This is a genomic window from Rothia sp. P4278, from assembly GCF_048512945.1.
Lineage (GTDB): Bacteria > Actinomycetota > Actinomycetes > Actinomycetales > Micrococcaceae > Rothia.
In genome coordinates, this window is the sequence record NZ_JBLXXU010000001.1 from 223,713 (window position 1) to 250,574 (window position 26,862).

Sequence of the window (26,862 nt, forward strand, 5' to 3'; positions counted from 1 at the left end):
CATGAGTAAGCACAGCGCATGGCCGAAAGAGATTAAGCCAAGCAAGCGGGGGGATGCGGTCTACCGAGCCGCAGGGCACCTGCTCAGGCCTCTCTACAATCTGCCGATGCGGCCCGAGATGATTGGCATGGAAAAGCTTCCTGCCGACGGCGGGTTTATTGTGGTGGCAAACCATGTCACCGAGATTGACCCCATCACCGTTGCCTACCCGCTCTTCATGCGGGGGGTACTGCCGCGCTTCTTGGCAAAAGACTCTCTCTTCCGTGTGCCGCTCCTCGGCTGGCTCATGCGTCAGTGCGCTCACATCCCCGTTACCCGAGGCTCAGCTCAAGCAGCTAAGTCACTGGAGGTGGCTCAAGCTGTGCTGAGCTCCGGGGGAGCGGTGCTGATTTTCCCCGAAGGCACCTTGACCAAGGACCCTGAACTCTGGCCCATGACCGGTAAATCCGGTGCTGCCCGTCTGGCTTTAGCCACAGGTGCACCCGTCTACCCGATTGCCCATTGGGGTGACCAGGACTTCTTGCCGCAGTACGGTAAGCCCCGCTTTGGCTTCCCCCGTAAAAAAGTCAGTATTGTTGTGGGGGACCCCATCGACTGGAGCGATCTGCTTGAAGACCGTGAACCAGGTACCCACTATAGTCATAGCCAACTGACCGCTGTCACTAACCGCATGCTTGACCGGATTACTGACCTGCTTGAGGATATTAGAGGAGAAAAGGCCCCCGAAGGGCGCTGGAATTCAGTTTTGAACGTCCGTCAATCACCGGAGCAGTAGGCCCAGACACCCGACCGGAAAGGGACCCCACAATGAGCACCTCCGATATCCACCAAGTCGCTGTTTTAGGCGCAGGAAGCTGGGGCACAGCCTTTGCCAAGGTCCTTGCCGATGCCGCGCGGGCAACCGGTAGCAACCGGAAAATAAGTCTGTGGGGGCGTAACCCGCAAACCATGGACAAGATGTCTAAGACCCGCATTAACGAGGCCTACTTCCCCGGTACCCTTCTGCCGGAAAATCTCACGATGACCTCGGACCTTGCTCAGGCTCTTACCGGTGCCCAGATCGTGGTGTTAGCTATCCCTGCTCAGGTCCTGCGGTCTCAGCTTGAAACTGTAGCTCCGCTACTGGCACCCGATGCCCTGCTCGTCTCACTAGCTAAGGGCCTTGAAATGGGAACCGGCCTGCGCATGAGCGAGGTTATTGTCGATTCTCTCCAAGGGCACCTGGTTGCAACCGGCGCTTCTCCCCAAGAAATCGAAAGCGTACCCCACCGCGTTACTGTGCTCTCAGGCCCTAACCTAGCCAAAGAAATTATTGTGGAGCAACCTACCACCAGCGTTGTTGCCGCAACAACCGAGGCAAGCGCACGCACCGTCGCTTCAGTTTGTGCGGCAGGCTACTTTAGGCCCTACACCAACACCGACATTGTGGGGGTTGAGATTGGTGGGCTGGTCAAGAACGTGATTGCCCTCTGCGTTGGTATGTGCGAAGGCAAACAGTACGGCGATAATTCCAAGGCCTCAGTGATGACCCGTGGGCTGGCCGAAACAACCCGTCTTGCCCTGGCTCTGGGAGGCAAACTGGAAACCATGAGCGGGCTTGCCGGCATGGGCGATCTGATTGCTACCTGCTCGTCCCCGCTTTCCCGCAATCACACTGCCGGTCGTCTGCTAGCTGAAGGAATCGCTCCCGATGAGCTTCACACCGTAATGACCCAGACCGCAGAGTCCATCAAATCTGCCCCCGTTGTGGCAGAACTCGCGCGAAAAGTAGGGGTAGAAATGCCCATTACAGAAGCTGTAGTAGCGGTCCTCAACCGTACAATATCAGTTGAAGAACTTGCCCCCGCGCTTCTAGGGCGCTCTCTTAAATCAGAAGATATCGAACCTACCAAGTAAGTGGGTTGAGAACAGAATCTCCCCGCCCCATCAAAGGACGCTATGACCACAACCAGCACTAAACCCACCGTTGCTCTACTCTGCGGTGGGCGTTCCTCCGAGCACTCAATTTCTTTGATTACCGCACGCGGTGTACTGGGGGCTATCGACCACGATAAATACACCGTGGTGACTATCGGTATCACCCGTGACGGCCGCTGGTACCTGACCGATGAAGAAACCCTGACCCGTTTAACCGAAGCGAGCGCGCTGGCTGATTTTCCCGCCGAGGGCAAACAGGTCTTCCTGCCTCTGGGCGGTGGCGATAACCGCCTGCGTCTGATTGATTCCACCGATGAAACCCGGGTGGAGCTTGGCCCCGCGATTGATGTTGTCTTTCCTCTCTTGCACGGCCCCTTTGGCGAAGATGGCACAGTTCAGGGTCTGCTCGAAATGGCGGACTTGCGATATGTTGGCTGTGGTGTCGCGTCATCAGCGGTAGGCATGGATAAGCATCTCATGAAGGTTGCCTTTGAGGCGGCAGGTCTTGAAGTTGGCCCCTACGAAGTTGTCACCCACCGCCAGTGGGTCCTTGACCAGGCCGGTGCCCGTGAGCGAATCAGCCAGCTGGGTTATCCTGTCTTTGTTAAGCCTGCCCGTGCCGGGTCTTCCTTTGGCATCACTAAGGTTGATTCTGCTGACCAGCTTGATGCCGCAATTGCCGAGGCGCAGAAGCACGACCCAAAGCTTGTGATTGAGGCCGGGATTGTGGGCCGCGAGATTGAGTGCGCGGTGCTCGATGGCCACCACTCTGAGCTACCCCGCGCTTCCTACCCCGGTGAGATCGTGGTGGTTGACCGTGAACACGATTTCTATGACTTTGAGGCTAAGTACGTTTCGAAGACCTCTGCCGAGACTCGATGCCCGGCGGACTTACCCGCTGAAGTTTCGGAGCGTATGCGCAAGCTAGCTATTGAGGCTTTCCTAGCTGTTGACGGTGAGGGCCTGTGCCGCGCTGATTTCTTCTACACTGAGGACGGCCGCCTGGTGATCAACGAGGTCAACACTATGCCCGGCTTTACCCCCATTTCCATGTATAAAACCATGTGGGAAAATACCGGTATTGCCTATAGCGACCTAATCGATCAACTGATTTCCTTGGCCATGGAACGCCCGCTGGGTCTGCGTTAGAGCTAGCCGAGCTGGACCCTTATCGGCTAATTATCAATGTCCCCGGTCTCTCATGGCAGAGACACCGGGGACATTCTAATATTCGGGCTGGAAGGGATATTTAGCCGACCCCACCCTGAACATCGGTGAGCGTATCCTCCACATTGGTGCACTGCTTCTTCTGGGGGAGTTGCTCCACCGCAGAGGCCAGCTCTGCCAATACGGTTGATGAGGAAACCCGGTCGGCTTCAAAAGTTACCTGGATTGCAGGTTCTCGGCCAAAGGTTTCTGCATACCATGTTCCCGTTGCGGTTTGCTCTGATGATTGGGCCTGTTCCTTATCGGTGGGTTTCACAATCCAATCAACACCATTGACCGACTGGCAGGGGTCTGAGATCGGGGCGGTGGGGAGCTCTACACCGCATTTAAGAACAATTGCCGTGGGTTCACCCCAGGCTGTTGTCGCCTGCGCTGTCGTTTCCCGTTGGTCTAAACCGCTCAGGGTTTTGGGCATGGCAACCATAGCTTTGGCGCAGGCAGGATTGGTGGCATCGGGCGCGGGCTGAAGATTAACCGCGTTCGGTCCGCAGGCGGTGATGCTGGCAGTTAGGACAAGGAGAGGAAGAATCTTTTGATGGTCTATGCTCACCTTCCCATTGTATAACTTTCGCTACTTGAGCCCCACCTGACGGCTTGAAACGGTGGCTGATTTGCCAGTGATTGGGTAGTGTGGTGGTTGATGAATTGAACACTATCGGACCAGTAGAGCCCGTGATCACCGGGGGCGGAACCCCCAAGGAGCCAAAGAATGAACACCAGCAAAAAGACAGTGCTTGTTGCATGTTCGGTGGCTTCGCTTGCTCTGTTGCCGGTACAGCTGCACGATGAGGGTAGCCAGGCAATGGCACTTCCAGCAGAGATGCTGCCAATGCTAGCGACTTCTGCGCAAGTCCAAGAAGTACTTCCCACCAACCCGGAGCCCACCCCTAGCGCAGCGGTTGAACCGCCCCTTGAACCCCTTCCGTCCGATGCCCCGGTCCCGCGGGAAGATCCGGTTTCACCCACAGAACCTGTACCCACCCCCACGGAACCTGCTCCTTCTGTGCAGCCGGTGCCTACTCCAACAGAGGAACCGCTACCTCCGGAAGATCCGGTTTCCACTCCAACAGAGAACCCGGTACCTTCTCCAACAGAGAACCCGGTACCCCCTACTGATCCTGAACCAACCCCGGTTACTCCCTTACCACCGGTTGAGCCTGCACCCCTTCCAAGCCCAGAGCCTGTGCAACCGCAACCGGTTCCTGTTCCGGCTGAGCCGGTCAACCCTGCGCCCGTACAAAGCCAGGAACCTATGAACCCCTCCAACCGGCTGGCTACTACTCAGCAGGCCCCGGTGCCCGTTCAAGCCAGCACCGACAGGCTAGCACCAGCACCGAGCCTGCAAGTGCTCGGGGCTGAGCCTCCCGCCACAATGGATGCTGATACCAGCAAAGTGAACCGGTCGCCGGTTGGCAGTTCGGTACTCGGGTTGACGAGCGCCCCGCAGCAGAACTACAGCGGTACACCTGACTGGGTTGAAGGCTTCCTCAACGCGAGCGACCAGAACGATTTCGGTGATACCGCCAACAACTCTAACCAGGCCGCAGGTGTGATTGGGGCTGAAGCTCAGGGATACCAGTTTGAACCAACCGGCGGGTCGAACGTATTCCAGCGCGGTATATCGATTGTGACCGGTGCGCGCCCGCTTCTTATCTTCAGCGGTGTGGCGGTGGCCGGTCTTGCGCTGGTTGTCTTCAACTTTGTGTGGCGCAACCGAAGCCCAAAGGCATAACTTTTACCATGACTCTTGTTTCTTCTGTGAGTGAGGGACAGCTCTTGGCCACATTCCTCCCTACCATCCAGGAACATAACGCCAAGGCCCAGAGGCTGACCCCGGGTGCAAGAAGCCTGGTTCTGGGGCCAGGCGATGACTCCGCTGTACTTGACCTGAGCGGTGGACTGACCGTCATGAGTACCGATACTCAGACGCAGAACCAGGATTTTCGTCTCTCCTGGCCTAGCGGTAGAACCAGTGGGGGCTATGAGGTTGGCTGGAAGGCCGCAACGCAGAACCTTGCAGATATTGCGGCTATGGGAGCGCGTCCGGTTACCCTGCTTGTTTCACTAACCCTTCCGCCCTCTACCCCTCTCGCCTGGGTCAAAGATTTCGCCCGAGGCCTGGTGGACTCTTGCACCGCACAGGGTGCAGAGACCTGCTCCATTTCAGGGGGAGATGTGGGCTCCGGTACCGAGATTTCAGTCACGGTCACAGCCCTTGGCCTGGTTCAAAAGCCTGTCACCCGCAGCGGTGCTCAAGCTGGGGACGCTATTGTTCTGGCCGGAGCGCTGGGTACCGCCGCGGCGGGGCTGGCCTTACTTGAAAACTCGGAGTTGCCCGAAACCCTTTCCCACCAAATCGAGGCCTGCATCGAAGCCCAGCAACGCCCGGTCAGCCCGCTGGCCGCTGGTATCCAAGGCGCCGAAAATCTTACGTCTCTTATGGATGTATCGGATGGTCTTGTGCGTGATGGCGGGCGACTGGCTCAGGCATCGGCTTGCGCCTTTGACATCGACACAGCTTCTTTGGCTCCCTGGCTACTTGAGCTGAGGGAACCTGCTCTTCTCCTCGCGGGGGCTGAGGGCCAGAAAGCTTCTGACCTGGCCTTAGGCTGGGTTCTGACAGGCGGCGAAAACCATGCCCTGCTGGGTACCAGCCCACCTGAGCAGATACCAGCCGGGTTTACTAGAATTGGGACGGTGCGCCCAGGTACCGGTGTAACAGTCGATGGGCACCCCTATACAGCGAAAGGATGGGATCATTTTGAGGCAGGTTCCCGCTAACTGGTGGCTGAGCTGGTTGCTAGGCGGACGTACCCAGCTGGTCGAACACCGTGCACTTTTGAACCGCATCAATGTCTTTCCTGTAGCTGATGCCGATACGGGTTCTAACTTGAGCGCCACCCTGGGGCGGGCTGCTGATAGCGCTGGTATGGCCGATGATCCGACTCTCGCCCTGGCGGCTCGTGCGGCCTTGCGGGGTGCCCGCGGGAATTCGGGTACCCTGCTTGCGGTGTGGCTCTTAGGTCTTGCGAGGGAGCTGGGGCCGGTGGGCGAACTTGAAGCTGTTACCACCGGTATACCTGAGGAAAATTCAGCTCTAACCCCCGCTCTTCTAGCCAGTGCTTTTAAGCGTGCCGTTCGTGACGCTCGCTCGGCCCTGAGCCAGCCCGCTGAGGGAACCATGCTGACGGTTATGCAGGCCATTGGGCAGGTTCCCCCCGCTGATGACTGGCTCGGCTACACCTCACAGCTCTTGCAGGGCGCTGAGACTGCTGTGCGGGAAACTGCTCAGGCCTCTCACGCCCGCAACGGTTGGGTAGATTCCGGTGCCCTTGGTTTTTTGCTAGTTCTGGTAGCGCTGGCTACTGAGCTGAACGGCTCAGCACCTACTAAGACCTACGCAGATCTTTTGGAAGAGAGCCCCGCGCCTTCTTGGCCTAATGCCCTCCCTCCCTTCTCACAGCGCTCCAAGAAATCTGACTCAACCGTAGAGGTCATGTGCGATATCTATTTGCCTGTACTCGAAGCCAGTCAGCTTCGTAGTGCCCTTGACGCTGTGGGTGATTCTGTGTCAATAGCCCAGGTAGAGGCCGGTAACGAAGCTCTTTGGGCTATTCATGTGCATACACCCACCGCAGCGGATGCCCTCACAGTGCTTGAAGCCGCTGGTGAACCACTCAACGTGCGCATCAGTAACCTGGCTCCTGGTGACAGCGAACCTGCATTAGCGGGGTGTTCGCATGACTGAACCCGGACAGGGGCTCTTTGACCTGCCCGAAAAAGCCCCAGCACCTCGCCGGACTTCCACAAAAAACGCAAGCCGCAAAAATGGCGCTCAGAAAACTGGCACCGGATCAGCAGGCACACAAAAAACCGCTCGGAAGACTAAGAACAGCGCCTCTACCCGCCGCCGCACAGTTAAAGAGCTAGACCCCAAAGTAGGGGAGGTTATCGAAACCTACGCCAGTGAAGACCGGTTAGAGAACGCCCCCCTCAAAAACTATCTGGGTGCGAGCACCGCTAAGGCACTAGCGAGGCACCTGGGCCTTGAAACGGTGGGCCAGGCGCTCGAATACTACCCGCGCAAATACCTGCCGCGCGGAGAACTCACCCCATTCTCATCGCTGGTTGAGGGGAGCGAAGCCACGATTGTTGCCCGGGTACTGAAAGTAACCACCCGGCAGATGGCCTCCCGACGCGGTTCCATTACCGAAATTACTATCACCGATCAACTAACCGATCAGCCTCCAAGTCCCGCCATAGAATCCTTGCGACCCAACCCCAATGCCTACCGGGGGGCTGGCGCCCCGGCTGCCTATCAGCCCGGCTACAGTAACCCTCGGCTTCAAGGATCAGCCGGTGCTATGGCCGGTAGCCCAAGAAGCGACTATGGGGCCGGTCATGGTTTTAAGCTCGGTGCTGTCTTCAACAGCTATGCTCCTGGCTCCTACGCCATGGTGGGTAACAGCGACACCATGACCCTTAGTTTCTTCAATGCCTGGACGGCGGCCCGGGAAATTCACGAGGGAGACCAGGTCATGTTCTCGGGCAAGGTGGGTACCTACCGTGGTGAGCTGACGCTTACCAACCCCCACTACGCCGTGATAGCCGACCGTGCTTCGGGCATGGCTCCGGGGGCCAGCGCCGAAGCTATCGAGCGTGCCAAAGCACGGGCTAATGCCCCCATTCCGGTCTATAAGGCAACCCCCAAATACCCTACCGATAGGGTAGCCGCTGCGCTGGAAGCCCTCTTGGAGCGCCTATCTCTCAAAGAGCTGGAAGACCCGGTCCCTTTCACCGTGCGCAAAAGCCGTAAAATTCCCTCTCTGGCCTGGACCTACCGGGCTGTGCACACACCCGATACCGAGCAAACCTGGCGGGCGGCCCACCACTCCCTGCGCTACCGCGAAGCCTTTGTGCTACAAGCGGCCTTGGCACGTATCCGTGCGGCTCGTGCTGCCCACCACACCCTTGCCCGCCCCTTTGTTCCCGGTGGTCTAGCCGATGCGCTGACGGGCCTACTGCCTTACAAGCTCACCGAGGGGCAAGAAACGGTAGGCGCTGAAATCAGGGACGACCTGGCTAGTTCCAGCCCCATGAACCGCCTGCTTCAGGGGGATGTGGGCTCAGGCAAGACAGTGGTAGCCTTGCGGGCTATGCTGCAGGTTGCTGACAATGGCGCCCAGGCCGCTATGTTAGCGCCTACAGAAGTGCTGGCCGAACAGCACTACCGGTCGGTTTGCCAGATTCTGGGTGATCTTCTCGATACCCGCCCATTCGATCCAGCCGCCGCTAAATCCGTGCATGAACCCCCGGCAGATAAAGGCACCGTCCGGGTGGTTCTGCTGACCGCCTCACTCAAAACAAAAGCCAAAAAAGAGGCCCTGCTAGCCATAACATCAGGTTCTGCCGACATCGTGATTGGCACCCATGCTCTGCTGGCCGATGCCGTGCAGTTCGCTGATCTGGGCCTGGTCGTGGTAGACGAACAGCACCGCTTCGGTGTCGAACAGCGTGATGCCCTGCGCGGCCCCGGCGGGGCGCTACCTCACCGCCTGGTCATGACCGCAACCCCCATACCTCGAACCGTGGCTATGACCGTCTTTGGCGACCTCGATACCTCGGTACTTGACCAGCTCCCCGCGGGTCGCCAAAAAATAAGTACACACGTCGTGCCCCTGGCCGAGCACCCTACCTGGGCCCAAAGAATCTGGTCTCGCGCCCGCGAAGAAATTGATGCCGGCCACCAAGTCTATGTAGTGGTGCCCAAAATTGGCGGGGGCGACAGCTCAGCAGAAACTGAAACCGGTGAAACCCTCTTTGGCTCTGCTACTGCCAGCACCGAGAGCGCTCGCGGTGGAGCGCTAGCATCGGTCGAGTCGGTCTTGGAAGACCTTGAGGGGGAACCCGCACTTGCCGGTGTTCGTATCGCCGGCCTGCACGGGCGTATGGATACCGCCGAGAAAAACCGGGTCATGACCGAGTTTTCTGATGGCCAGCTAGACTTGCTCGTTTCCACCACCGTTATCGAGGTGGGCGTGAACGTGCCTAACGCGACCCTCATGGTCATTATGGACGCTGACCGTTTTGGCATTTCGGGTCTGCATCAGCTGCGCGGTCGCATTGGCCGAGGCCAGCTCCCCGGAACCTGCCTGCTGGTGACAAAACAACCTGCGGACGGTGTCTCCCGGGAGCGCCTGGATGCGGTTGCCTCCACTACCGACGGGTTCGAGCTCTCACGGGTGGACCTTGAGCAGCGCCGAGAGGGCGATATTTTGGGGGCCGCTCAGTCGGGTAAGAAATCCACCCTAAAACTCTTGCGTGCTCTCACCGATGCCAAGCTGATTGAGCGGGCTAGGCAAGATGCCTTTGCCGTGATTGAGAGGGATCCGACTCTTGCTTTGCATCCCGACTTGGCTCGTACCATTGACCGAGCCTTGGACGCTGACCGTGAAGCCTTCCTGGGGCGGGGCTAGACTTTGGGAAGCGGAGTTCTTGGGCCATGAAAATTTGGGCAGAGCAGAACTTGTTCATATTTTGGGGTCACTGTAGACACTCACTTCACTGTGCTGTTTGTGCTGGAGGACTTCCCGAGATATGCCTATGATGGTTGTATGAAAACACTTAAAATCGTTACCGCCTGTGCTACCCTGGCCCTGGCTTTATCAGCCTGTGGCTCATCAACCGAAGCTGCCAAAACAGAAGAATCGGGCGCTTCGGCTACTGAGACCTCTACGAGCAATAGCTTCGCTGTTTCTTCAAGCTCGGCCTCTGCCCGTGAGTCTGAGCAGGCTTCAGCCTCACCGACCGAGTCTGTTTCCAGCAGCTCGGCAAGCGCTTCAGCTTCTCATGACGTAACGTCTAGTTCAGCGCCGCTTCCAGCAGATATGACTATTTCTGCCGAGAAAGCAGGAGGTGCCCGCCCTGATGGAATCGCTCAGTTTGAAAAAGACGGTGCACAGCTTGAAGATAGCGGCTCATCGAAGGGTAGCCAGAAGTACATGTATCACGGCGATAATCCCAGGAACTACACCAACGTTCTCGTGTCCTACCTTCCCGGGTCTGACTACCAGACCCGCACATCTGGTCTGGATGAGAAACACGAAATGGGTAACGGTATGTGTGGCATGGAACATGAATCAGACAGCATGCGCTCTGAGAAATGCTACTTCCCTGTGGCAGATGGCGGCGTACTCATGTTAGCTGGTACGGTCGATAAGACCCGCACCGATGGCATTGAGGTGGATACACAACGTATTCACGATTTTGCGGCAGAATTTGTCAATCAGATAAAGAACTAGACTACTAGCAAGTAAACCATGGTGCCCCCGTTGAAGTCGGTGGTGCCATGGTTTTTGTCTAGCCTTGGTAGGTTGGTAAGTCGAAGCAGAATAATTATCAAGAGAGGACAGCAGTGAGCCGCATTATTTCTGGTTTGGCCGGAGGCCTACGCCTGGCAAACGTGCCCGGCGATAAGACCCGCCCCACAACAGACCGGGTCAAAGAAGCGCTGTTCTCCCGCCTGGAGAGCTACAACATGCTGGCCGACGTTCGTGTACTCGACCTTTTCGCTGGCTCCGGCGCGCTGGGGTGCGAGGCACTTTCGCGCGGTGCGGCCCATGTAGATTTTGTGGATCACTACCCCAAGGCAATAGCCGTTATCGAGAAGAACGCCCGGGCTCTTGCTCAGAGTGCGACCAGCGCCGGCTTAAGAGCAAGCACCAGCAGAATCCACCGTATGCAGGCCAAAACCTACTTATCCAGCTATAGCGGTGCGCCCTGGGACCTGGTCTTCATTGACCCTCCATACTCTGTCACGAACGCCGAGCTGGAAGAGCTGCTAGAACTATTGTCAGACTACCTGGCGCAGGGCGCTGTTGTAGTGCTCGAGCGTTCTACCCGCACTGGTGAACCTTCCTGGGGGACCGGCCTGGAACGGTTCGCTGAGAAGAAATACGGGGAGACTCAACTCTTCTATGCTGAACCTGTGCTTAGCACTTCCGCATAAAACCTCTCTTCATAACCTGCTAGGGGGTGGCCTTGATAGGGTAAAGGTATGACCCAAGAGCACAAACAACCCCAGCAACCCCCACCCTATGAGCCGCCGCCGTCAACAGGAGTGCCCCGGCTTCTGACTGAAAACTCTTTGGTGATTCAGCAGACCCGAAGTTTCCTCAGCAACGATTTTGCTCTTGAAGACGAGCGTGGGATGGTTTTGGGTCGAGTGCACACCACCGGCTCGCTAGCTGTCAATTTTTTGAAAGGTAATCGCTCGTTCGACCTGGTCGATGACCGTGGTCAGCCTCTTCTGACCATCCGTGACCCCTTTGACCTGGGTCTGGATCGCTACGAGTTGTATAAGCCCGACGGTAGCTTCTTCGCTCACGTACAGAAGCACTTTTCGTTCTTGACCAAACGGTTGAGCATTGAACTGCCCCAGCTCACCCTTAACCTTGAAGGCAACCTGCTTGAATACAGCTTCAATATTATGGCCGGTAGCACCGTTGCGGCTCAGGTTAGCAGGCAGTGGGGCGGTCTGACCTCAGCCATTCGAGGTAAGAGCCGCTACGGAGTGCATCTTGACCCGGTTGCTCCCGCTGAGGTCAGGCTTGCCATTATTGGTGCTCTGGTGGCTCTTGACCTGATTCGTGCCAAGGATAGTAAGTAGTTAGCCCGCACTGTATGCCAGGATACGGCTGGTCGCTGTTGCCAGTACTTCAGGTTTCTTGCAGAAAGCAAAACGAACGTAACCTTCAACCTGGGATCGGTAGCCCTCGGTGGTAAAGGCAGTGAGCGGAATAAGGGTGACTCCTGAGGCTTGGGGTAGTTCCTGGCAAAGCTCTTGAGCGGTTGTAAAGCCCTTTTGGGCCAGTACCTGAGCAACATCAGCCACAGCGAAGAAAGTACCCGCAGGCTCGATAATCTGCCAGGGGCTATCAGCTAGACCTTCAACTAGCACCCTGAGCTGGAGGGCGTAGCGTTCTTTAAGGCCCAGGTAGAAGTCATCACCTGAGGCAAGGCCTACGGCTGCCGCTTCCTGTAGGGGAGCGGCAGCGCTGTGCGTGAAATAGCCTTTGACCATTCGTAGAGCGGACATCAGATGGGCAGGGCCGGTCATCCAGCCAATACGCCAGCCCGTGGCCGAATGCGTTTTAGAGATGGCCGAGACAGCGATAGTCCGTTCGGCGGCACCGGGCAGGGCCTGGATGGGGGAGTAGGGTGCCCCGTAGGTCAGATGCTCGTAGACCTCATCAGCTAGGATCACCGCATTGAATCGCTGGGCTAGCTCGACAATTTTTTCTTTGGCTTCCTGAGAGAAGACCATGCCTGTGGGGTTGTGGGGATCGTTGACCACAATGAGCGCAGTGCGGGCAGAGAAAGCCGCTTGGAGTGCTTCAAGATCGGGTTCAAAAGTGGGTGGCACCAGGGGTACGGTACGGATGGTGGCTCCAGCCAGCGCTGCCGCCGCAGGGTAAAGGTCATAGTAGGGCTCAAAGAGGATGACTTCATCACCTGGCTGCACCAGAGCTGCTAGGGTTGCAGATAGACCTTCGGATGCTCCCGCACAGACCGTCACCTGAGTATCGGGGTCCAGCTCAAGGCCGTAAAAACGATGCTGGTGTTCTGCGATGGCTCCCCGAAGAGCAGGGTTACCTGCAATGGTGGCGTACTGGTTGGCACCGCGCGCTATTGCCTCAGCAGCGGCTTCTAACATGGCTTGGGGGCCGTCAGTATCGGGGAAACCCTGCCCTAGATTAATAGCGCCGTGGGCTTGGGCTAGGGCCGACATTTCCTCAAAGATAGTGGAGCGCTGGCTGCCGTCAGCTCCTAGCAGCCCGGTTGCCGCTCCTACACGCTCGTAGGGCTTGCTCATGCTGGCCTCCCGCTTGAAAGAGTCGGGAAAGCTTAGCTAAAAGCCCGACGGTTCCCAGTGGATTGTCTCCTCAACAGAATACAAGCTAAGCCAGGATACCCGGGGTACTGTGACACTGTATGTCATAGACCATGCCGTACTGTAGCCTTGACATATGCAAACTGTTGTCTGCCCGGGGTCTTTTGACCCTATCCATAATGGTCACGTCGAAATTATTACCCGAGCCGCCAAAATCTATGGCAACGTGTTGGTGGCTGTTTCCCACAACTCCTCCAAACAATACCGCTTCAGCCTTGAAGAGCGGGTGGCGATGGTGGAGGAAACCTTTGGGCTCTTCGCCGGTGTGTCTGCGGTTATCTTGCCCGAGGGTAAGCTCCTTGCTGAGTTTGTGCGAGAGCAGGGCTCTTCACTGATTGTCAAGGGGTTACGCAATACCGCTGACTTTGAGTATGAGGCTCCTATGGCCTCTATGAATCGGCATATTGCTGGTGTCGAAACAGCCTTTATAGCGGGTGACCCCAAATACAACCACCTCTCTTCGACCATGATTAAAGAGGTTTCCGGGCTAGGCGGTGATGTTTCATCCTTCGTACCGCGTGCCACCCAGCGAGCCCTGCAAGAGTTGCCAGGCTAGGCTCATGCAGAAGCCCGCTTGGGGTCAACCAGGTAGAAGAGTGAGCTAGCCCTACTTGCTTCAAGGCTGACCTAGCTCTAAACTGGGTACTTGGTTTAAAACATTTGATAGGGAGTTCGTCATTTCACGAAAAGATTCATCGCCCCTGATGATCTCTGTAAGGGATCTAGCTCATCGCCCGGGTGCCATGGAGACCCTTGAAGAAGTTCTGCCAGCGCCAAGCGACTTTGGCAACGCTCTCATTGAAGCGGAAGAAGGAAGCGACATTGACCTCAATGTTCGCCTGGAATCCGTTTCAGATGGTATCTTGGTTACTGGAACTGCATGCGTTACCGTTAGCGGTGAGTGCAGTCTCTGCCTAGACCCGGTTGACTTTGAAGTTACAGCCGATGTTCAAGAGCTTTTTGTTTTCGAGAAGGCACCAGAAGGTGGCCCCGAAGATGAAGTAGATGAGCAGTATGCCGTAGAGAACGATGAAATTGATCTCGAACCGGCGCTGCGGGACGCAGTGATTCTTCAACTGCCGTTCCAGCCTGTTTGCAGTGACTCCTGCCAGGGCCTGTGTTCCGAATGTGGCACACGCCTTGAGGACGACCCTGAGCACCACCACGAGGTCATCGACCCCCGGTGGAACGCGCTTTCTGCGTTGCTCAATGCAGACGAAAAATAAACTTATAAAGCGACAAGAGAAAAGAGATAGCTGTGGCTGTTCCCAAGCGGAAAATGTCCCGTGCTAACACCCGCGCACGCCGTTCCCAGTGGAAGGCGTCCGTACCTCAGCTGGTCAAGACCGTTGAAAACGGTCGCGTTACCTACTCCCTGCCCCACCAGGCAAAGCTTGTAACTGACTCAGCCGGCAACGAACTCTTCTACGAGTACAAGGGCCGCAAGGTAGCTGACGCGTAAGTTAGCGTTTGTATGACTAACTCTGCATCACAAGAGTTTATGAAACGTCTCGGTATCACACTCGATACCGAGACGTTTCAGCTTGCTATGACGCACCGTTCTTATTCTTTTGAGAACGGTAACGTGCCCCATAACGAGCGCCTAGAATTTTTGGGCGACTCGGTTCTTTCACTGGCCGTTGCCTCTGAACTCTACAAGAGGTTCCCGGACCTGGCCGAGGGTGAGCTCGTTAAACGCCACCATGTGGTCGTTTCAACCCGGACTCTGGCGATGCTGGCGCGCAACCTCAAACTGGGCCCCTGCATCCTACTAGGCAAGGGTGAGAAAAAGACCGGTGGAGCGGACAAGGACTCAATCCTTGCAGACACCATGGAAGCTGTTTTCGGTGCCGTCTACATGGCCTACGGCCCCGCAAAAGCTCACGAGTTGGTCTTAGCTCATACAGCGCACCTGCTGGATGATCGTAAAACCCTCAACATTGGTCGTGACTGGAAGACCGAAATCCAGGAGTACGCCGCGGCGAACTCGCTGGGGGAGCCGGTCTACCGCGTGGAGGGCACTGGCCCTGACCATGCCCGCCGGTACACAGCCCAGCTACTGCTAGCAGATAACCTCATGGGTACTGGGCGAGGGACCAGCAAGAAAGAAGCTGAACGAATGGCCGCCGAAGAAGCCTACTACAGGGTCTACGGCGACAGTAAGTAAAGTCCCCTATGCCAGAGGGCGGGGGAAGCAGAGATTACCTCTGCTTCCCCCGCCCTCTGACTTTAAGCGGAGCCTTACCCAACCCTGAGCTAAGCAGGCTGGCCGCTCACAGCCTGGCAACCGCCCCATGAATCGTTAGGGCAGGCCGATTTCGTCTTCTCGGGTCACAATGCTGATGGAGGTCGTCTTGGCTGTGGATTCTGCCTGACGTTCCTGAGCCAGCTGCTTAACCCTGGTACGAACCATGAACCAGCCAAGGACCAGCAGAGGAATGACCAGAGCCATCGCCTCAAGCGAGTAGGTGCCGATGGGATAGTCGTAGGCAATGAGTACGAGTACACCCACCAGGAAGAACATGGTCAACCAGTTGGTAAAGGGAGCCAGGGGAGCACGGAAGTCCGGGCGGGTACGCTCACCCCTATGTGCCAGGGCGACGAAACGCAGGTGAGGCAGGGTGATAGCCATCCAGCCAATCACAATGCAAATTGCCGAGATATTCAGGACAATTTCAAAGGCATCGGAAGGCTTCCAGTAGTTGATGATGACACCCAACAGAGCTACTGCACCGGTCAACAAAATACCGCCCACAGGCACACCCGAGGTGTTCATTACACCGGTGAACTTGGGTGCTGAGCCGTTGATAGCCATAGAATGTGTAATACGACCGGTGGAGTAGAGTCCAGCATTCAGTGAAGAAGCTGCCGCAGTAATCACCACAAGCTGCATAATGGGTGCGGCGTAATCCACCCCGATTGAACCGAAGAAGGTCACAAAGGGCGACTCATCGGCGCTGTAGGCATCGTAGGGGAGCAAAAGCGAAAGCAAGAGAACCGAGCCCACATAGAAGAGGGCAATACGCCAAATTACAGTATTGATAGCCTTGGGGATAGCTTGGCGGGGATCCTTAATCTCTCCCGAAGCTGTACCCACCAGCTCAATACCTGAGTAAGCAAAAATAACGCCCTGAGAAACAATCAAAGCAGCCATTAGACCGTTGGGAAAGAACCCAGATTCGCTTATTAAGGTAATACCCACCGGGGTACCCGTGGGAGTACCAAAAATAAGGAAGAGGATACCAACCACCATAAAAATTAGGAGCGAACAGACTTTTACTAGAGCAAACCAGAACTCCAGCTCACCAAAAATTTTGACTGAAATTAGGTTCATGGAAACCACCAGAACGATGACGACAAAGGCAACAACCCACTGGGGAACATCATTAATGGAGGGGAGGTACTGACCGAACCAACGGAAATAAATAGCGATAGCAGTGGCATCGACAATGGCCGTAGCAGCCCAGGAGAACCAGTACATCCAGCCCACAAAGAAAGCCCACTTCTCACCGTAGAACTCACGAGTGTAGCTCACGAAGGAGCCGGACGAAGGACGGTAGGCCACTAGCTCACCTAGCTGACGCAGGATCAGGTAGCCGAAGAAACCGGCGATAGCGTACAGGAAAATTAGGGAGGGACCGGCATCATGCAACCGACCACCGGCGCCCAGAAAGAGGCCGGTACCAATGGAGCCAGCCGCCCATTGCTATCATCTGGATTTGGCGGGGTTTGAGCCCCTGTTTAAAACCCTCTTGCTCATGGGCATAAGACTGTGTCGCGCCCCTAGCGGAGGGCAGTGGTTGATGAGACATAATAATCCTTGAGGTTAGCAGTTTGTGCTGGCTGGTATACCCACACCCAAGGTACAAGGCAGGGTAGTGTTCAGACTCGGCTGCTCTCTGCGCAATAGCCTAGACTCTATTCTGCAAGGCTCCTGTCTAAAGAGCGAGGTAAAGAGGGCATAATTTTAGGGGACGACACTAAAGAGAGGTCAAGTAGTATGCCTGAGTTACCCGAAGTTGAGGTTGTTCGACGGGGGCTTGCTGCCCACTGTGTAGGCGCAAGAGTGGGCGCTGTCACCGTAGCCGATAGCCGGTCCCTCCGCCGACACACCGAAGGCACTCCAGATTTTTGCGCCCGGCTCACCGGCCTGCGAATAGCCGATATCGCCCGGCGTGGCAAATACCTGTGGGTCCTCTTCCACGCCCAGCCCCACATCCATGCCCAGCAAGCTGCCAGCCTGAACTCCGTGGCAGATCCCGCAGATACCAGGCTCCTTGAAGACTTCGCCCTAGTCATTCACCTGGGTATGAGCGGCCAAGTCCTGCTCAAAGAGGGGCCCATGCCCGCCGAAAAACACCAGAAAATCGTGCTGAAACTCGAAGATGCCACAGATGAAAGCGGGCACACCAGCCCTCTCGATATGCGCTTCGTGGACCAGAGAATCTTCGGTGGCATGTTCCTCAGCCCCCTACAAGCGGTCACAGGCACACAGGGGCAACCACTCCCAGGAGCCTCCATGAGCGTCCTGGGCCTGCCTCTCATTCCTGAGGCTGTAGCCCACATCGCCCGTGACCCGCTCGACCCCCACTTTGATAGCGCAGACTTTCGCCGCCGTATGCTGTCCACATCAACCGGCATTAAGAAACTACTCCTTGACCAGTCAGCCATCTCCGGGGTGGGAAACATCTACGCCGACGAAGCCCTCTGGCGGGCAAAACTCCACTACGCCAAGCCAGCGCGGACAATCACACCGCAAGCCACCCGGGAACTCGTCAAAGCCTGCCAAGAGGTCATGAACGATGCCCTCACCCAAGGAGGCACCAGCTTCGACGCTCTCTATGTGAACGTCAACGGCGAATCAGGCTACTTTGACCGTTCCCTCAAGGCCTACGGTCAGGCAGGGCACCCCTGCTGCCGTTGCCTGGAAGCGGGTCGCACCTCGCTGATGGTACGTGAACCTTTTGGGGGTAGGAGCTCCTACCGGTGCCCGTATTGTCAACGGAAGCCCCGCGGGGTTCAGCGATAAGTGCCTGAAGGTGGCGGGCACCGATTACCTGCCCTCTGGTGTGCTCGCTCGCTCGCACCCGGGCACTCCATCCGCACTGTCAACGGAGGCCCCGCGGGGTTGAGGGATAAAGACCCGGTTTAGCTACTAAACCGGTCCCCATAAAAACGGCCCAAAGCCTGGTAACCCTGCTCCAGGCTCACCTCGGGCTCCCAGCCCAACAAGCTACGAGTAGTTCCCTGATCAAACCAGTGGGCAGTAGAAAGCTGTTCAGCCAAGAAAGAAGTCAGCGGCGGAATCTCACCGGGAGCAAAAACCTTCCAGAGCTTCTCCATGACCAAACCCGCCCCGTAAGCCACCGGGGCAGGCACCGAATAAGCAGGCGGTTTTACCCCGCACGCGGCACACATGCCTGCAATAACCTCCGCCACCGGGCGGGGCTGGCCGTTCGTAACCACCAGAGGAATACCCCGGATAGCCTCAAGACGCTGATAGCCGCGCACAAAAGCGTCAGCGGCGTTGTCGATATAGAGCGTGTCAATCATCGCCGAGCCACGATTGAGCAGGGGGAGACGGCCAGCGGCGGCACGCTCCAAAACACGCTCAACCAGCTGGGTATCACCCGGACCCCAGACCAGGTGCGGGCGCAGCACACCCACCCAGAAACGGTCCGAGTTATAGGAAAGGGCCAGTAGCTCAGACTCAGCCTTAGAGCGGGCATAGTTACCCCGGGCATGGTTGGGAGAGGCAGGAGGGTTGCCCTCACCTACAATCGACGAACCCGTATGAGCTGCAGAAGGCGATGAGGTATGCAGGAACTTACTGACCCCCAGAGTCTGAGCAGTTTCAAGGAGTGTGCGGCTACCCTCCACATTGACCAGGCGGTAGTCCTCCCATCGGCCCACCACAGAAACCTTGGCGGCCAGGTGGACCACCCCATCCACGCCGGTCAAGGCCTGCTCAACAGCGCCGGGCTCAGTGAGCGAACCCCGCACCTGCCAAAAACGGCCCCGCAGGTGTTGGGGTAAAACCTCTTCAAGCTGGGCGTCCCCGCGCTGAAAGGCCCGGACTGAGTAGCCAGCTCGCAGGAGGGCAAAGACCACCTCGCGGCCCAGCAACCCAGAGGCACCGGTAACCAGAACGGTCTCACCGAGCTCCGGCAGACAGACCTTGGGATCTAAAGAACGCAGGGAGACTACCATGCGATAACACCCTTTCCTAGGCGAGCCCGCTTACCAGTGAGGACCTTCTCAGCCCACTGAGCAACCACAGGGCGGTCAATCTTTGAGTTGTGGCGAACATCGGTGGGGTGCTCATCCACAATGAGGACAGCCGATACCTCCACGCCTGTTTCAGCCAGGACACGCTCCCGTACCCGAGCAGCCAAATCAACTGGGGCAGGGCCCTGAACGGTCCTCTTACCCCGGAACCTGGGACCGACCTCAGCAACCAGCACAACCGTGCCAGTACCAGCGGGACCAATGGCTACAGCGGCAGCGCGGCGCACCTCGGCATCACCCTCAGCAGCCTGTTCCAGAGCAACAGGGGTTAGTACACCCTGGGAGGTCACCAACACGTGGGCTAGGCGGCCCTCCACCCAGAGGCGGCCAGCCGCATCGAAGTGCCCCACATCGCCGGTACGGTGCCAGCCAGGGGTCGAAGTTGAAACCTGCTCGGTCACCCAGAGGGTGTCATAACGGTCTTTAACGTGAGGGGCCGCCAACAGAATCTCGCCGGTAATACCGGGCTCCTGCCTTGTCTCTGCACCGGCAGTACCATCGGCCAGTAAGGGGGCGATCTGAACGAAAGCGCCATCAACAGCCTTGCCCACGCAAACGCCGCCGCCTGCGCCGTGCATGCCGTCACGGGCGTCCTGCTCAGCCTCTTTAATCTCATCGAATGAAACATCGGTGGCGGGTAGGGCTTCAGTCATACCGTAAGGAGTGTGCAAAGAAGCCGCAGGCAAAATGGTCTGAAGCTTGGTCAAGAGGGGAGTCGTTACTGGTGCCCCTGCTGAAAGCAGGGTAGTGACCTTAGCCAGAGCGGCCCGCTGGTTCTCATCAAGGGCATCAAAGGTATCAATGATGTTCATCAGAGCCGCAGGGGAGGCAAAAATGGTGGTGGCGTCGATAGCGGCTGTTGCCGAAGCTAGCGCCCGCGCTGTCAAGGTCTTGGGCCTGGTGACGTCCATAGCGGGAGTCACGCTGGTTGCGCCCAGAGCGGGGCCAAGTAAGGCGAAGGGGGCAAAGCCGGCAACCAGGCCGCTACCAGCCTTCAAACCATAGGTCGATGAAATGGTATCGCGCATACCGGCCAGCTGACGGTGGGTATAAACCACACCCTTAGCGGGGCCGGTGGAGCCGGAGGTGTAAAGAACTGCCGCGTCGCTATCGGGGTCGGGGAGCTCAACGTCAGCGGTTCCAGATTTTGTGAAATCCTCAACGGAACCCACAAGGCCCAGAGCCTTAGTGGCCGCCTTGGGCAAAGCCGTGGCAGCAATGCGCTGGCCGGGCCAGCCCAGAGAACGGGCGGCGGTGAGGGCAGCGGGAACACCCACCAGCCAGTCGGGGCGGGCACCCTTCAGAGCGCGGGTTAGCCCCTTTGCGCCTAACCCGGTATCGGCCACCACAATGACCGCTCCCAGCTTGAGGCAGGCATAGATGAGCGTAGTGAGTCTAATACCCGGAGGAACCAGCAGATTGACTCGATGCCCCCGGCCTACACCCAACTGGTACAGGCCATCAGCGACCCGATCAACCTCAGCTGCCAGCTCCGCCCAGGTCAGTTGAGCCGCAACCTGGGTGCCGTCACCCTTGGGGTTCATATCGACAACGGCCAGTGAATGATCCTTGGCCCGGGCGGTCAACTCCGCAATCATCGGGCGGTATTCGCCTAAAGCGGGGGCTTGCTCCTGGCGGGCTGCAAGGTGGCGCTCACGCTGGGTGATGCCGGTGACAAAGTGCTCAGTCAGCCAGTTAAGAATAGGGCTGGCAATGTCTTCGTCTTCTGCGACCAGGTGGCTGGCCTGTTCAAAACGGTGGATATCAGCATGAGGTAGCCGGGTGGCAAGATCGGCCATGTAGCGGCGCTGGAAGACCGGGTCCTTAGTACCCCAGAGCATGAGAGCTGGAAGGTCCAGTTCCCTTATACCTTCTGCGATTTCAATCATCTGCCGGTAGCTGCTTGCTGCCGGGGTAGCGGGAATATCCGCTACAAAATTACGGACACCGGCCCTAAGCTCACTGGTGGTATAAGGGAGTTTGTAGGCCTGTTTGACAGCCTCGCTCAGCGGTTTTTGCGCAAGACCCAGAGTGACGTCAATGAAGGCGGAAGATTTTGCTGTAGCCCAGGAATGAAGAGCGGGGTTCAGAGCGGCTTGCAGAGCAAGCGGGATCTTTTCTGCCGAGTCGTGGAAGACAGCGGTGTTGGTGAGCATAATGCCCGAGAGAATATCGCGGTGCCGCAGTGCCCAGCCGAGTGATACCAGGCCACCCCAGTCATGGGCCAGGGTAAGAAGAGGGCGGTCGGTGCTATCGAGACCCAGTGCTGCTGTGAAGTCTCCCAGGTCAGCTACCCTATCGATGAGGGCGCGTTTGAGACCGGTACGCTCCGAGTAGCCCATATCGAGCTGATCAACAGCCACCACCCGCCAAGGGCGTTCAGCCTGGCTAGCTGCCGCTAAGACCGAACGCCACAGGTAGGACCAGGTGGGGTTACCATGGACAGCCAATACCGTACCGACAGGTTCCCGCCCCGCGGCAGCCAGCTGGGGGCCGTTATCCAGATAATGCCAGGTGCGGCTAGACCCGGTGCTCTCAACCGGCGCTGTGGAGGCTACCGTGATGGTCTGGGACCAGTCGCTGTCAACACCTGGCCACTGGGCGGGAGTCGGGGTGAGCTGTAGATTCTTCATGTATTTCTCTCGTCAGGCTAAAACGCGGGACGGTGCAATGCACCCTTTAGAAGGCAGTGCCCCGGCTCTTTCTGCTGGCAGAAAGAGCCGGGGCCCAAAGGTTTATTACCAGATAATTTCCATGAGGGCAGTATTCAGGCCGGAGCCAACGCCCATGCACAGAATACGGTCGCCGGGGGAGTAGTTGGTGCTGTCCTCGGCCAAGGTCATAGGTAGAGCCGCCGCCGCAACATTGCCCCAGACGGGGAAGGTTAGCGGAATCCGCTTGCGGTCAATGCCCACCGCCTCAATAATTGCGTTGGTATGAGCGTTAGAAATCTGATGCGTTACATAGGAGTGCATATCGGTCCAGTCCCAGCCGTTCTGGTGGGCTTCTTCCCAGGCCTCAGCGACCAGCTGTAGGCCGTGCTTGAGCAGACCGGCGGCATCGGTGCTCATACCCTGGTCAGCCTCGCCGCCGATGCAGAGGTTGCGGTGCTCGGTTCCGGAGCGGGAGACAGAGCCAACAATCTTGTGCCCCTTGGGGTGTAAGTCGGAACGACCGATGACTGCTGCGGCCGCACCCGACCCTAGGGTGAGTGTAGCGAACTGGGCAAGAACATCGTCGCGTGTGGAATCAGGGCGGTTGAGCTGACGAAGTGCAGTAGCATGCCAGGGCGAAGGATCCTCACCGTCCACAATAAGAGCATAATCAATAGCCCCGGCATCAATCATGGTTGCGGCAACGGTGATGCCATTGACAAAGCCTAGGCAGGCATTGGTGATATCAAAATTAAGGGCCTGGCGGGGCAAACCCAGACGGTCATGGATGCCCACGGCAACGGCAGGCTCAAAGTTATCACGGGTTACCGAGGTATTGATGATAAGACCAATCTGTTCCTTGGCGATACCGGCCTGGGCCATAGCCTGCTCGGCGGCGGCAACAGCGCCGTCCTCAAAGGTCATGCCCTTACCCCACGAACGACGTTCACTAATACCGGCCAGGCGTTCAAGCAGGCCCTTGGGCATCTTGAGCCGCTTATAGGTGGCGGCAAGCTGCTCATCGAAGTAGGAACTGGTGACTACCTCGGGAGGCAGTACACGGGTGACAGACAGAATCGAAGCGTTCTGGTGGCGTATATCTGAATTAGCGGTCAATCTACTCTTCTAGCCTCGGAGTGGGGACAGGGGCGGGCGCTAATATTCATTGCAAAGCGCACCGTTACCATATTATGCCCCGCTCGCTTGCATGCGCCCCATTGGCGGGGCTGGTTCCTCTCACACCGAACAGTAGCCAGGAGCTGCTGTTGTAAAGTTGAAACCTGAGAATTTATCCCAAGAGAACAACCGAATGGCCTCGAATGTACCTGAAATCTTTGACCGTGCGCGGCTTCAAATCCTTCGCTTCGGCCACCGTTTTTGAGTTTGAACCGGGCCTGAACGTGATTGTTGGGCCCAACGGGTCGGGCAAGTCCAACGTGGCGGACGCCCTGGCCTGGGTCATGGGTGCTCAAGGCGCTAAGCAGTTGCGCGGAGCTGCCATGAAGGACGTCATCTTTGCCGGTGGCGGCGAACGCGGGGCGCTGGGTCGGGCCAAGGTTGAGCTGGTTATTGATAATTCTGACGGTTCCTTACCGCTCCCTCACTCAGAGATTCGCATCACTCGCACCATGTTTTCCGCTGGCGGGTCAGAGTACGAAATCAACGGCCAGCCCGCTCGTCTGACCGATGTTCAGGAGCTTCTTGCCGATACCGGCGTGGGCAAAGACCCCTACACCCTGGTGGGGCAGGGGCAGGTCGATAAAATCCTGCACGGCACCGCCCAGGACCGACGGGAGCTGATTGAGCAGGCTGCTGGCCTGGTCAAGCACCGCCGTCGCCAGGCAAAGACCGCAGCTAAACTCGACGACCTTAAAGGTAATCTTGACCGGCTGGAAGATTTGGCTGCTGAACTTTCTGACCAGCTCGAAGGAAGGCGCGAGCAGGCTGAAGCGGCTCGTATTGCCTCTGACGTTGCCGCTCGTGTGCGGGCACTGAAGGGTGATCTGTTGGCGCTGGATGGTGCCCATCTGAAAACGGAGATAGCGGAACACACTGAAGCAGCCGAACAGGCGGCTGTAGCCCGCGCTCGCTCCGAAGAAAAGAACTTGGTTTTCACCCAAGACCTGGCTGACCTTACGGCACATGAAGCCGCCCTCAAAGCCAGCCTGGAAGAAAGCATGCAAGAAGTCGCTACCCTTAAGGCTCTTGCTGCCCGGGTCCAGACGATTGAGCGGGTTGCCTCAGAGCGTATAAAACAGGCGAATCAGCAGGACGATTATGCTGATGCCCTGGCGCACCTTGAAACTGCCCGGCTGGGTGCAGGCCAGGAAGAAGAAGCCGCCCGCCTGGCTAAGGAACGGGTGCTTCAGGCGGAAAAAGAGCTTAAAGGCCTGGAAGACATCTCGCGGCTTGCTGAAAAGGATCACCGTCAGCTCAATCAAGAGCTAGAGCAGGCTAGGAGTGAGGTTGCTGAACACCGGGAACTGCTTTCGCAGCTGACCACCGCACTTGCAGCGGCGCGGACCTCCTTTGAAAAAGCTCAGGCTGAAGCAGCCCGCCGTAAGGATGAATACCAAGAATTTGAGAGCAACCAGGCGCAGGTGAGCGCTTCTGTTGAAACCGCCCGTGCCACGGTCCAAGCGCTTGTAGCAGAGTACGAGCAGGCTCTCCTCTACGAGAAACAATCCCGTTGCGGACGTCAAGCCGCGGCGGATGCCCAGGAGAAGAGCCGGGTCAAGCTGCAAGAGACCGAGCTGGCTCTGCGGTCTGCTCAGGCTCGCTACCAGGCACTCGAAGCGGCCTGGTCACAGGATCACGAGTCATCCACCGAGCCAGCTGGGGAGCGTGAAAAAGCCCTGAGCGCAGGTGCGCAGGAGCTTGTATCTTTACTTGAGGTTAAGCCTCAGTGGCAGAAGGCTGTAGCAGCTGTCATTGGTCCCTATGCCCGTGTTCTTGCTGATGAGAAAGGGAGGAATCAGCCCCACCTGGTGTCGCAGGTATTCAGCCCCGAAGGCATGCAGAACCCTTCTGGCCAGAAGGAACTATCTATACCTGAACTTGAAGATAAGGGTTTTATGGCTTTGCGGCAGGCCCTATCTGCCCCCGCCGCGCTAACAGATGCCCTCAACATTCTCCTGGGCCGGGTTTATCTCTGTGAGAACCTTGTCCAGGCGCAGGAAGCAGTCAAAGACTTCCCGGACATCACCGTGGCGACAGCAGACGGCCTATTGGTCACATCTGTCTCTGTCCTTTACCCCCAAGAGGTCGAGACGAGCTTTGACGCTCACGCCCAGCTGATTGCGGCTCAGTCGCATATGAAAGATATCGAAAAGGAATGCGAAGAAGCTCGCCTCGCCCTTGCCCAAAATCAGCGGGGGCTGACTCTTGCCCAGGAGCAGGAGAAGCAGGCGGCCCGAAAGGTTGGAGCCCTGTCTGCGCGGGTCACCACAGCTCGAACTGACCTGGCTGGTCTGACCGGGGCCTGTACCAGTGCCCAGGCTGAAAAGCGCAGGCTCACCGATGCGGCACACCGAGCAGATGAAGCGCTTAAAGAGGCTGCAGCACAACTGGCTACGGCAACAGATGAGCTTGATCGTGCCCGGAAGAACCCACCTCACCCCAACCTTGCTGATCTGCTGGAGAGGGCGCAAGAAGCCGCTAGCACCGTTCAGCAAGCTACTGAACGACTTGCTCAGGCCCGTACCGGTCTGGAGCGCGATCGGGAGAATGCACAGGCCGCTCATGCTCGCTCACTCCAAGCCCAAGAAGCTCTGAACGCCCTTGAAACGGCCGAACTGAATCGGCAAGGCCGCCATGCCCAGGAACAAGCTGCTCGTCACCAAGCTACCCGCCTAAACCTGGCGGCTCGGGCTCTTGCTTGTCAGCTAGCCGGGCTGCTGAAAGAGGCAGAGAAAGGCCACGAAAGCACACGGTCCCAGGCCCTTACCCTGGCAGAAGGTCTCAGCGATACCCGGGAGAAACTAGCCAGCGGGCAGAAATCACTGGCTGCTGCGCTGACGCTCCAGGCAGAGGCCGCCGCCCAGCGGGCTCGCTGTGAGACGCGCTGGGAGGGGTTGGAGAACCGTGTCCGTGATGAGTTAGGGCTGAGCCTGGATGAGCTGATTGCAAGCCGTAGCGGGGTGGCCGCTGATCGTGCTGAGACTGAGAAAGCTCTGGCCCAGGCAGAAGCTGAGCTAGCCCGCCTGGGTGTTACCAACCCGCTAGCGCTGGAGGAATATCAGGCTCTGGAACAACGGTTTGGCTATCTGCGCCAGCAAATATCTGACATTAAAGCTAGTCGCACCGATGTGCGTGCGGTCATGAAGGAGGTCAACGACTACATTGTGACCTCTTTTGACTCAGCTTTGGCAGATGTCCAAGAACAATTTGGGCCTATCTTTGCCACGCTCTTTCCCGGTGGTCAGGGGGAGCTGGTGCTCAGTGACCCCGCTGACCATCAGAACAGCGGCCTGGAGATTCAGGTCAAGCCAGCTGGTAAAAAAGTAACCAGGCTATCGCTTCTCTCTGGTGGCGAGCGGACCTTGGCCTCACTGGCCTTGTTGCTAGCGGTTTTCATGGCCCGCCCGGCTCCCTTCTATGTGCTTGATGAGGTAGAAGCGGCTCTCGATGATCGAAACCTGGGCCGTCTTCTTGAGGTGCTGGGGCAGCTGCGGGAACGGTCGCAGCTACTGATGATTACCCACCACCAGCGCACTATGGCGCAGGCCGATACACTCTACGGGGTATCGATGCGCAATGGCGTTTCGGCTGTTATTTCGCAGAGGCTTGCAGATTACAGCCAATCATCTGAGGTGTAGGCAGGGC

At 57.6% G+C, this 26,862-nt stretch carries 21 protein-coding genes and 1 pseudogene; 16 read left to right on the plus strand and 6 right to left on the minus strand.

Annotation, left to right across the window (positions count from 1 at the left end):
• Position 1: 1 nt before the first annotated feature.
• From ACN085_RS00945 to ACN085_RS00955, 3 genes are read left to right on the plus strand one after another with little or no spacing between them, the layout of a single operon-like run.
• Positions 2-775, plus strand: coding sequence for a lysophospholipid acyltransferase family protein (locus ACN085_RS00945; protein WP_419110304.1), 774 nt, complete (start codon positions 2-4; stop codon positions 773-775).
• A 32-nt stretch (positions 776-807) separates the two neighbouring features.
• Positions 808-1,896, plus strand: coding sequence for an NAD(P)H-dependent glycerol-3-phosphate dehydrogenase (locus ACN085_RS00950; protein ID WP_419099480.1), 1,089 nt, complete (start codon positions 808-810; stop codon positions 1,894-1,896).
• A gap of 42 nt (positions 1,897-1,938) precedes the next feature.
• The gene (locus ACN085_RS00955; RefSeq protein ID WP_419104675.1) at positions 1,939-3,066 is read left to right on the plus strand and encodes a D-alanine--D-alanine ligase family protein; all 1,128 of its coding nucleotides are present in this window, start codon (positions 1,939-1,941) and stop codon (positions 3,064-3,066) included.
• A 100-nt stretch (positions 3,067-3,166) separates the two neighbouring features.
• On the opposite strand, the gene ACN085_RS00960 is transcribed toward ACN085_RS00955, so the two are convergent.
• Positions 3,167-3,694: a DUF3515 domain-containing protein gene (locus ACN085_RS00960; protein ID WP_419110305.1), complete on the minus strand. Its 528-nt coding sequence runs from the start codon at positions 3,692-3,694 to the stop codon at positions 3,167-3,169.
• Positions 3,695-3,853: 159 nt separating this feature from the next.
• On the opposite strand from ACN085_RS00960, the gene ACN085_RS00965 reads away from it, so the two are divergent.
• From ACN085_RS00965 to ACN085_RS00995, 7 genes are all read left to right on the plus strand, one after another.
• A complete protein-coding gene (locus ACN085_RS00965; RefSeq protein ID WP_419110306.1) occupies positions 3,854-4,876 on the plus strand; it encodes a hypothetical protein in 1,023 nt (340 codons plus the stop codon).
• Positions 4,877-4,884: 8 nt separating this feature from the next.
• On the plus strand, positions 4,885-5,925 hold the full coding sequence (thiL, locus tag ACN085_RS00970; protein WP_419110307.1) for a thiamine-phosphate kinase: 1,041 nt from the start codon (positions 4,885-4,887) through the stop codon (positions 5,923-5,925).
• Positions 5,906-6,892 carry a DAK2 domain-containing protein gene (locus ACN085_RS00975; RefSeq protein ID WP_419110308.1) on the plus strand — a complete coding sequence of 329 codons (987 nt, stop codon included), beginning with the start codon at positions 5,906-5,908 and terminating at the stop codon, positions 6,890-6,892. Before thiL ends, ACN085_RS00975 begins: the two co-directional genes overlap by 20 nt.
• Positions 6,885-9,620 (plus strand): ATP-dependent DNA helicase RecG, encoded by a 2,736-nt coding sequence (locus ACN085_RS00980; RefSeq protein WP_419104680.1) that lies wholly within the window; start codon positions 6,885-6,887, stop codon positions 9,618-9,620. Before ACN085_RS00975 ends, ACN085_RS00980 begins: the two co-directional genes overlap by 8 nt.
• Positions 9,621-9,758: 138 nt before the next feature.
• Positions 9,759-10,445, plus strand: coding sequence for a hypothetical protein (locus ACN085_RS00985; RefSeq protein WP_419099487.1), 687 nt, complete (start codon positions 9,759-9,761; stop codon positions 10,443-10,445).
• Positions 10,446-10,558: 113 nt separating this feature from the next.
• Positions 10,559-11,152: a 16S rRNA (guanine(966)-N(2))-methyltransferase RsmD gene (gene rsmD / locus ACN085_RS00990; protein WP_419110309.1), complete on the plus strand. Its 594-nt coding sequence runs from the start codon at positions 10,559-10,561 to the stop codon at positions 11,150-11,152.
• A 48-nt stretch (positions 11,153-11,200) separates the two neighbouring features.
• Positions 11,201-11,812: an LURP-one-related/scramblase family protein gene (locus ACN085_RS00995; RefSeq protein ID WP_419104682.1), complete on the plus strand. Its 612-nt coding sequence runs from the start codon at positions 11,201-11,203 to the stop codon at positions 11,810-11,812.
• Here the strand turns inward: ACN085_RS00995 and ACN085_RS01000 are convergent, their stop codons facing one another.
• Positions 11,813-13,018: an aminotransferase class I/II-fold pyridoxal phosphate-dependent enzyme gene (locus tag ACN085_RS01000; protein ID WP_419110310.1), complete on the minus strand. Its 1,206-nt coding sequence runs from the start codon at positions 13,016-13,018 to the stop codon at positions 11,813-11,815.
• A gap of 154 nt (positions 13,019-13,172) precedes the next feature.
• On the opposite strand from ACN085_RS01000, the gene coaD reads away from it, so the two are divergent.
• The 4 genes from coaD to rnc all read left to right on the plus strand — a co-directional run bounded on the left by coaD (position 13,173) and on the right by rnc (position 15,263).
• Positions 13,173-13,652, plus strand: coding sequence for a pantetheine-phosphate adenylyltransferase (coaD, locus tag ACN085_RS01005; RefSeq protein WP_419099491.1), 480 nt, complete (start codon positions 13,173-13,175; stop codon positions 13,650-13,652).
• Positions 13,653-13,839: 187 nt separating this feature from the next.
• A complete protein-coding gene (locus ACN085_RS01010; protein WP_419099492.1) occupies positions 13,840-14,322 on the plus strand; it encodes a YceD family protein in 483 nt (160 codons plus the stop codon).
• A gap of 32 nt (positions 14,323-14,354) precedes the next feature.
• Positions 14,355-14,558 (plus strand): 50S ribosomal protein L32, encoded by a 204-nt coding sequence (gene rpmF, locus ACN085_RS01015; protein ID WP_135011069.1) that lies wholly within the window; start codon positions 14,355-14,357, stop codon positions 14,556-14,558.
• A 12-nt stretch (positions 14,559-14,570) separates the two neighbouring features.
• Positions 14,571-15,263, plus strand: a complete 693-nt coding sequence (gene rnc / locus ACN085_RS01020) for a ribonuclease III (protein ID WP_419099493.1) — start codon at positions 14,571-14,573, stop codon at positions 15,261-15,263.
• A gap of 135 nt (positions 15,264-15,398) precedes the next feature.
• On the opposite strand, the pseudogene ACN085_RS01025 reads toward rnc, so the two are convergent.
• Positions 15,399-16,908, minus strand: a pseudogene (locus ACN085_RS01025) (amino acid permease).
• Between the two features lie 188 nt (positions 16,909-17,096).
• Between ACN085_RS01025 and mutM the strand changes: the two are divergent.
• Positions 17,097-18,125: a bifunctional DNA-formamidopyrimidine glycosylase/DNA-(apurinic or apyrimidinic site) lyase gene (mutM, locus tag ACN085_RS01030; RefSeq protein ID WP_419110311.1), complete on the plus strand. Its 1,029-nt coding sequence runs from the start codon at positions 17,097-17,099 to the stop codon at positions 18,123-18,125.
• A 119-nt stretch (positions 18,126-18,244) separates the two neighbouring features.
• Here mutM and ACN085_RS01035 read toward each other — a convergent pair whose 3' ends face one another.
• The 3 genes from ACN085_RS01035 to ACN085_RS01045 form a co-directional block, all read right to left on the minus strand.
• Entirely contained in the window at positions 18,245-19,306 is a 1,062-nt protein-coding gene (locus tag ACN085_RS01035; RefSeq protein ID WP_419110312.1) for an NAD-dependent epimerase/dehydratase family protein, read from the minus strand.
• On the minus strand, positions 19,300-22,017 hold the full coding sequence (locus ACN085_RS01040) for an alpha/beta fold hydrolase (RefSeq protein ID WP_419110313.1): 2,718 nt from the start codon (positions 22,015-22,017) through the stop codon (positions 19,300-19,302). Before ACN085_RS01040 ends, ACN085_RS01035 begins: the two co-directional genes overlap by 7 nt.
• A 105-nt stretch (positions 22,018-22,122) precedes the next feature.
• Positions 22,123-23,154 (minus strand): 3-oxoacyl-ACP synthase III, encoded by a 1,032-nt coding sequence (locus tag ACN085_RS01045; RefSeq protein WP_419104688.1) that lies wholly within the window; start codon positions 23,152-23,154, stop codon positions 22,123-22,125.
• Positions 23,155-23,357: 203 nt separating this feature from the next.
• On the opposite strand from ACN085_RS01045, the gene smc reads away from it, so the two are divergent.
• The gene (gene smc / locus ACN085_RS01050) at positions 23,358-26,855 is read left to right on the plus strand and encodes a chromosome segregation protein SMC (RefSeq protein WP_419110314.1); all 3,498 of its coding nucleotides are present in this window, start codon (positions 23,358-23,360) and stop codon (positions 26,853-26,855) included.
• Positions 26,856-26,862: the final 7 nt, after the last annotated feature.

Coding starts and splice junctions, on each gene's coding strand:
- ACN085_RS01035 (WP_419110312.1), bottom strand. CDS start 19,306: ATGGTAGTCTCCCTGCGTTCTTTAGATCCCAAGGTCTGTCTGCCGGAG.
- ACN085_RS01010 (WP_419099492.1), top strand. CDS start 13,840: ATGGAGACCCTTGAAGAAGTTCTGCCAGCGCCAAGCGACTTTGGCAAC.
- ACN085_RS00965 (WP_419110306.1), top strand. CDS start 3,854: ATGAACACCAGCAAAAAGACAGTGCTTGTTGCATGTTCGGTGGCTTCG.
- thiL (WP_419110307.1), top strand. CDS start 4,885: ATGACTCTTGTTTCTTCTGTGAGTGAGGGACAGCTCTTGGCCACATTC.
- ACN085_RS00980 (WP_419104680.1), top strand. CDS start 6,885: ATGACTGAACCCGGACAGGGGCTCTTTGACCTGCCCGAAAAAGCCCCA.
- ACN085_RS00945 (WP_419110304.1), top strand. CDS start 2: ATGAGTAAGCACAGCGCATGGCCGAAAGAGATTAAGCCAAGCAAGCGG.
- ACN085_RS00955 (WP_419104675.1), top strand. CDS start 1,939: ATGACCACAACCAGCACTAAACCCACCGTTGCTCTACTCTGCGGTGGG.
- ACN085_RS00950 (WP_419099480.1), top strand. CDS start 808: ATGAGCACCTCCGATATCCACCAAGTCGCTGTTTTAGGCGCAGGAAGC.
- coaD (WP_419099491.1), top strand. CDS start 13,173: ATGCAAACTGTTGTCTGCCCGGGGTCTTTTGACCCTATCCATAATGGT.
- ACN085_RS01000 (WP_419110310.1), bottom strand. CDS start 13,018: ATGAGCAAGCCCTACGAGCGTGTAGGAGCGGCAACCGGGCTGCTAGGA.
- mutM (WP_419110311.1), top strand. CDS start 17,097: ATGCCTGAGTTACCCGAAGTTGAGGTTGTTCGACGGGGGCTTGCTGCC.
- smc (WP_419110314.1), top strand. CDS start 23,358: ATGTACCTGAAATCTTTGACCGTGCGCGGCTTCAAATCCTTCGCTTCG.
- ACN085_RS00985 (WP_419099487.1), top strand. CDS start 9,759: ATGAAAACACTTAAAATCGTTACCGCCTGTGCTACCCTGGCCCTGGCT.
- ACN085_RS01040 (WP_419110313.1), bottom strand. CDS start 22,017: ATGAAGAATCTACAGCTCACCCCGACTCCCGCCCAGTGGCCAGGTGTT.
- rnc (WP_419099493.1), top strand. CDS start 14,571: ATGACTAACTCTGCATCACAAGAGTTTATGAAACGTCTCGGTATCACA.
- ACN085_RS00995 (WP_419104682.1), top strand. CDS start 11,201: ATGACCCAAGAGCACAAACAACCCCAGCAACCCCCACCCTATGAGCCG.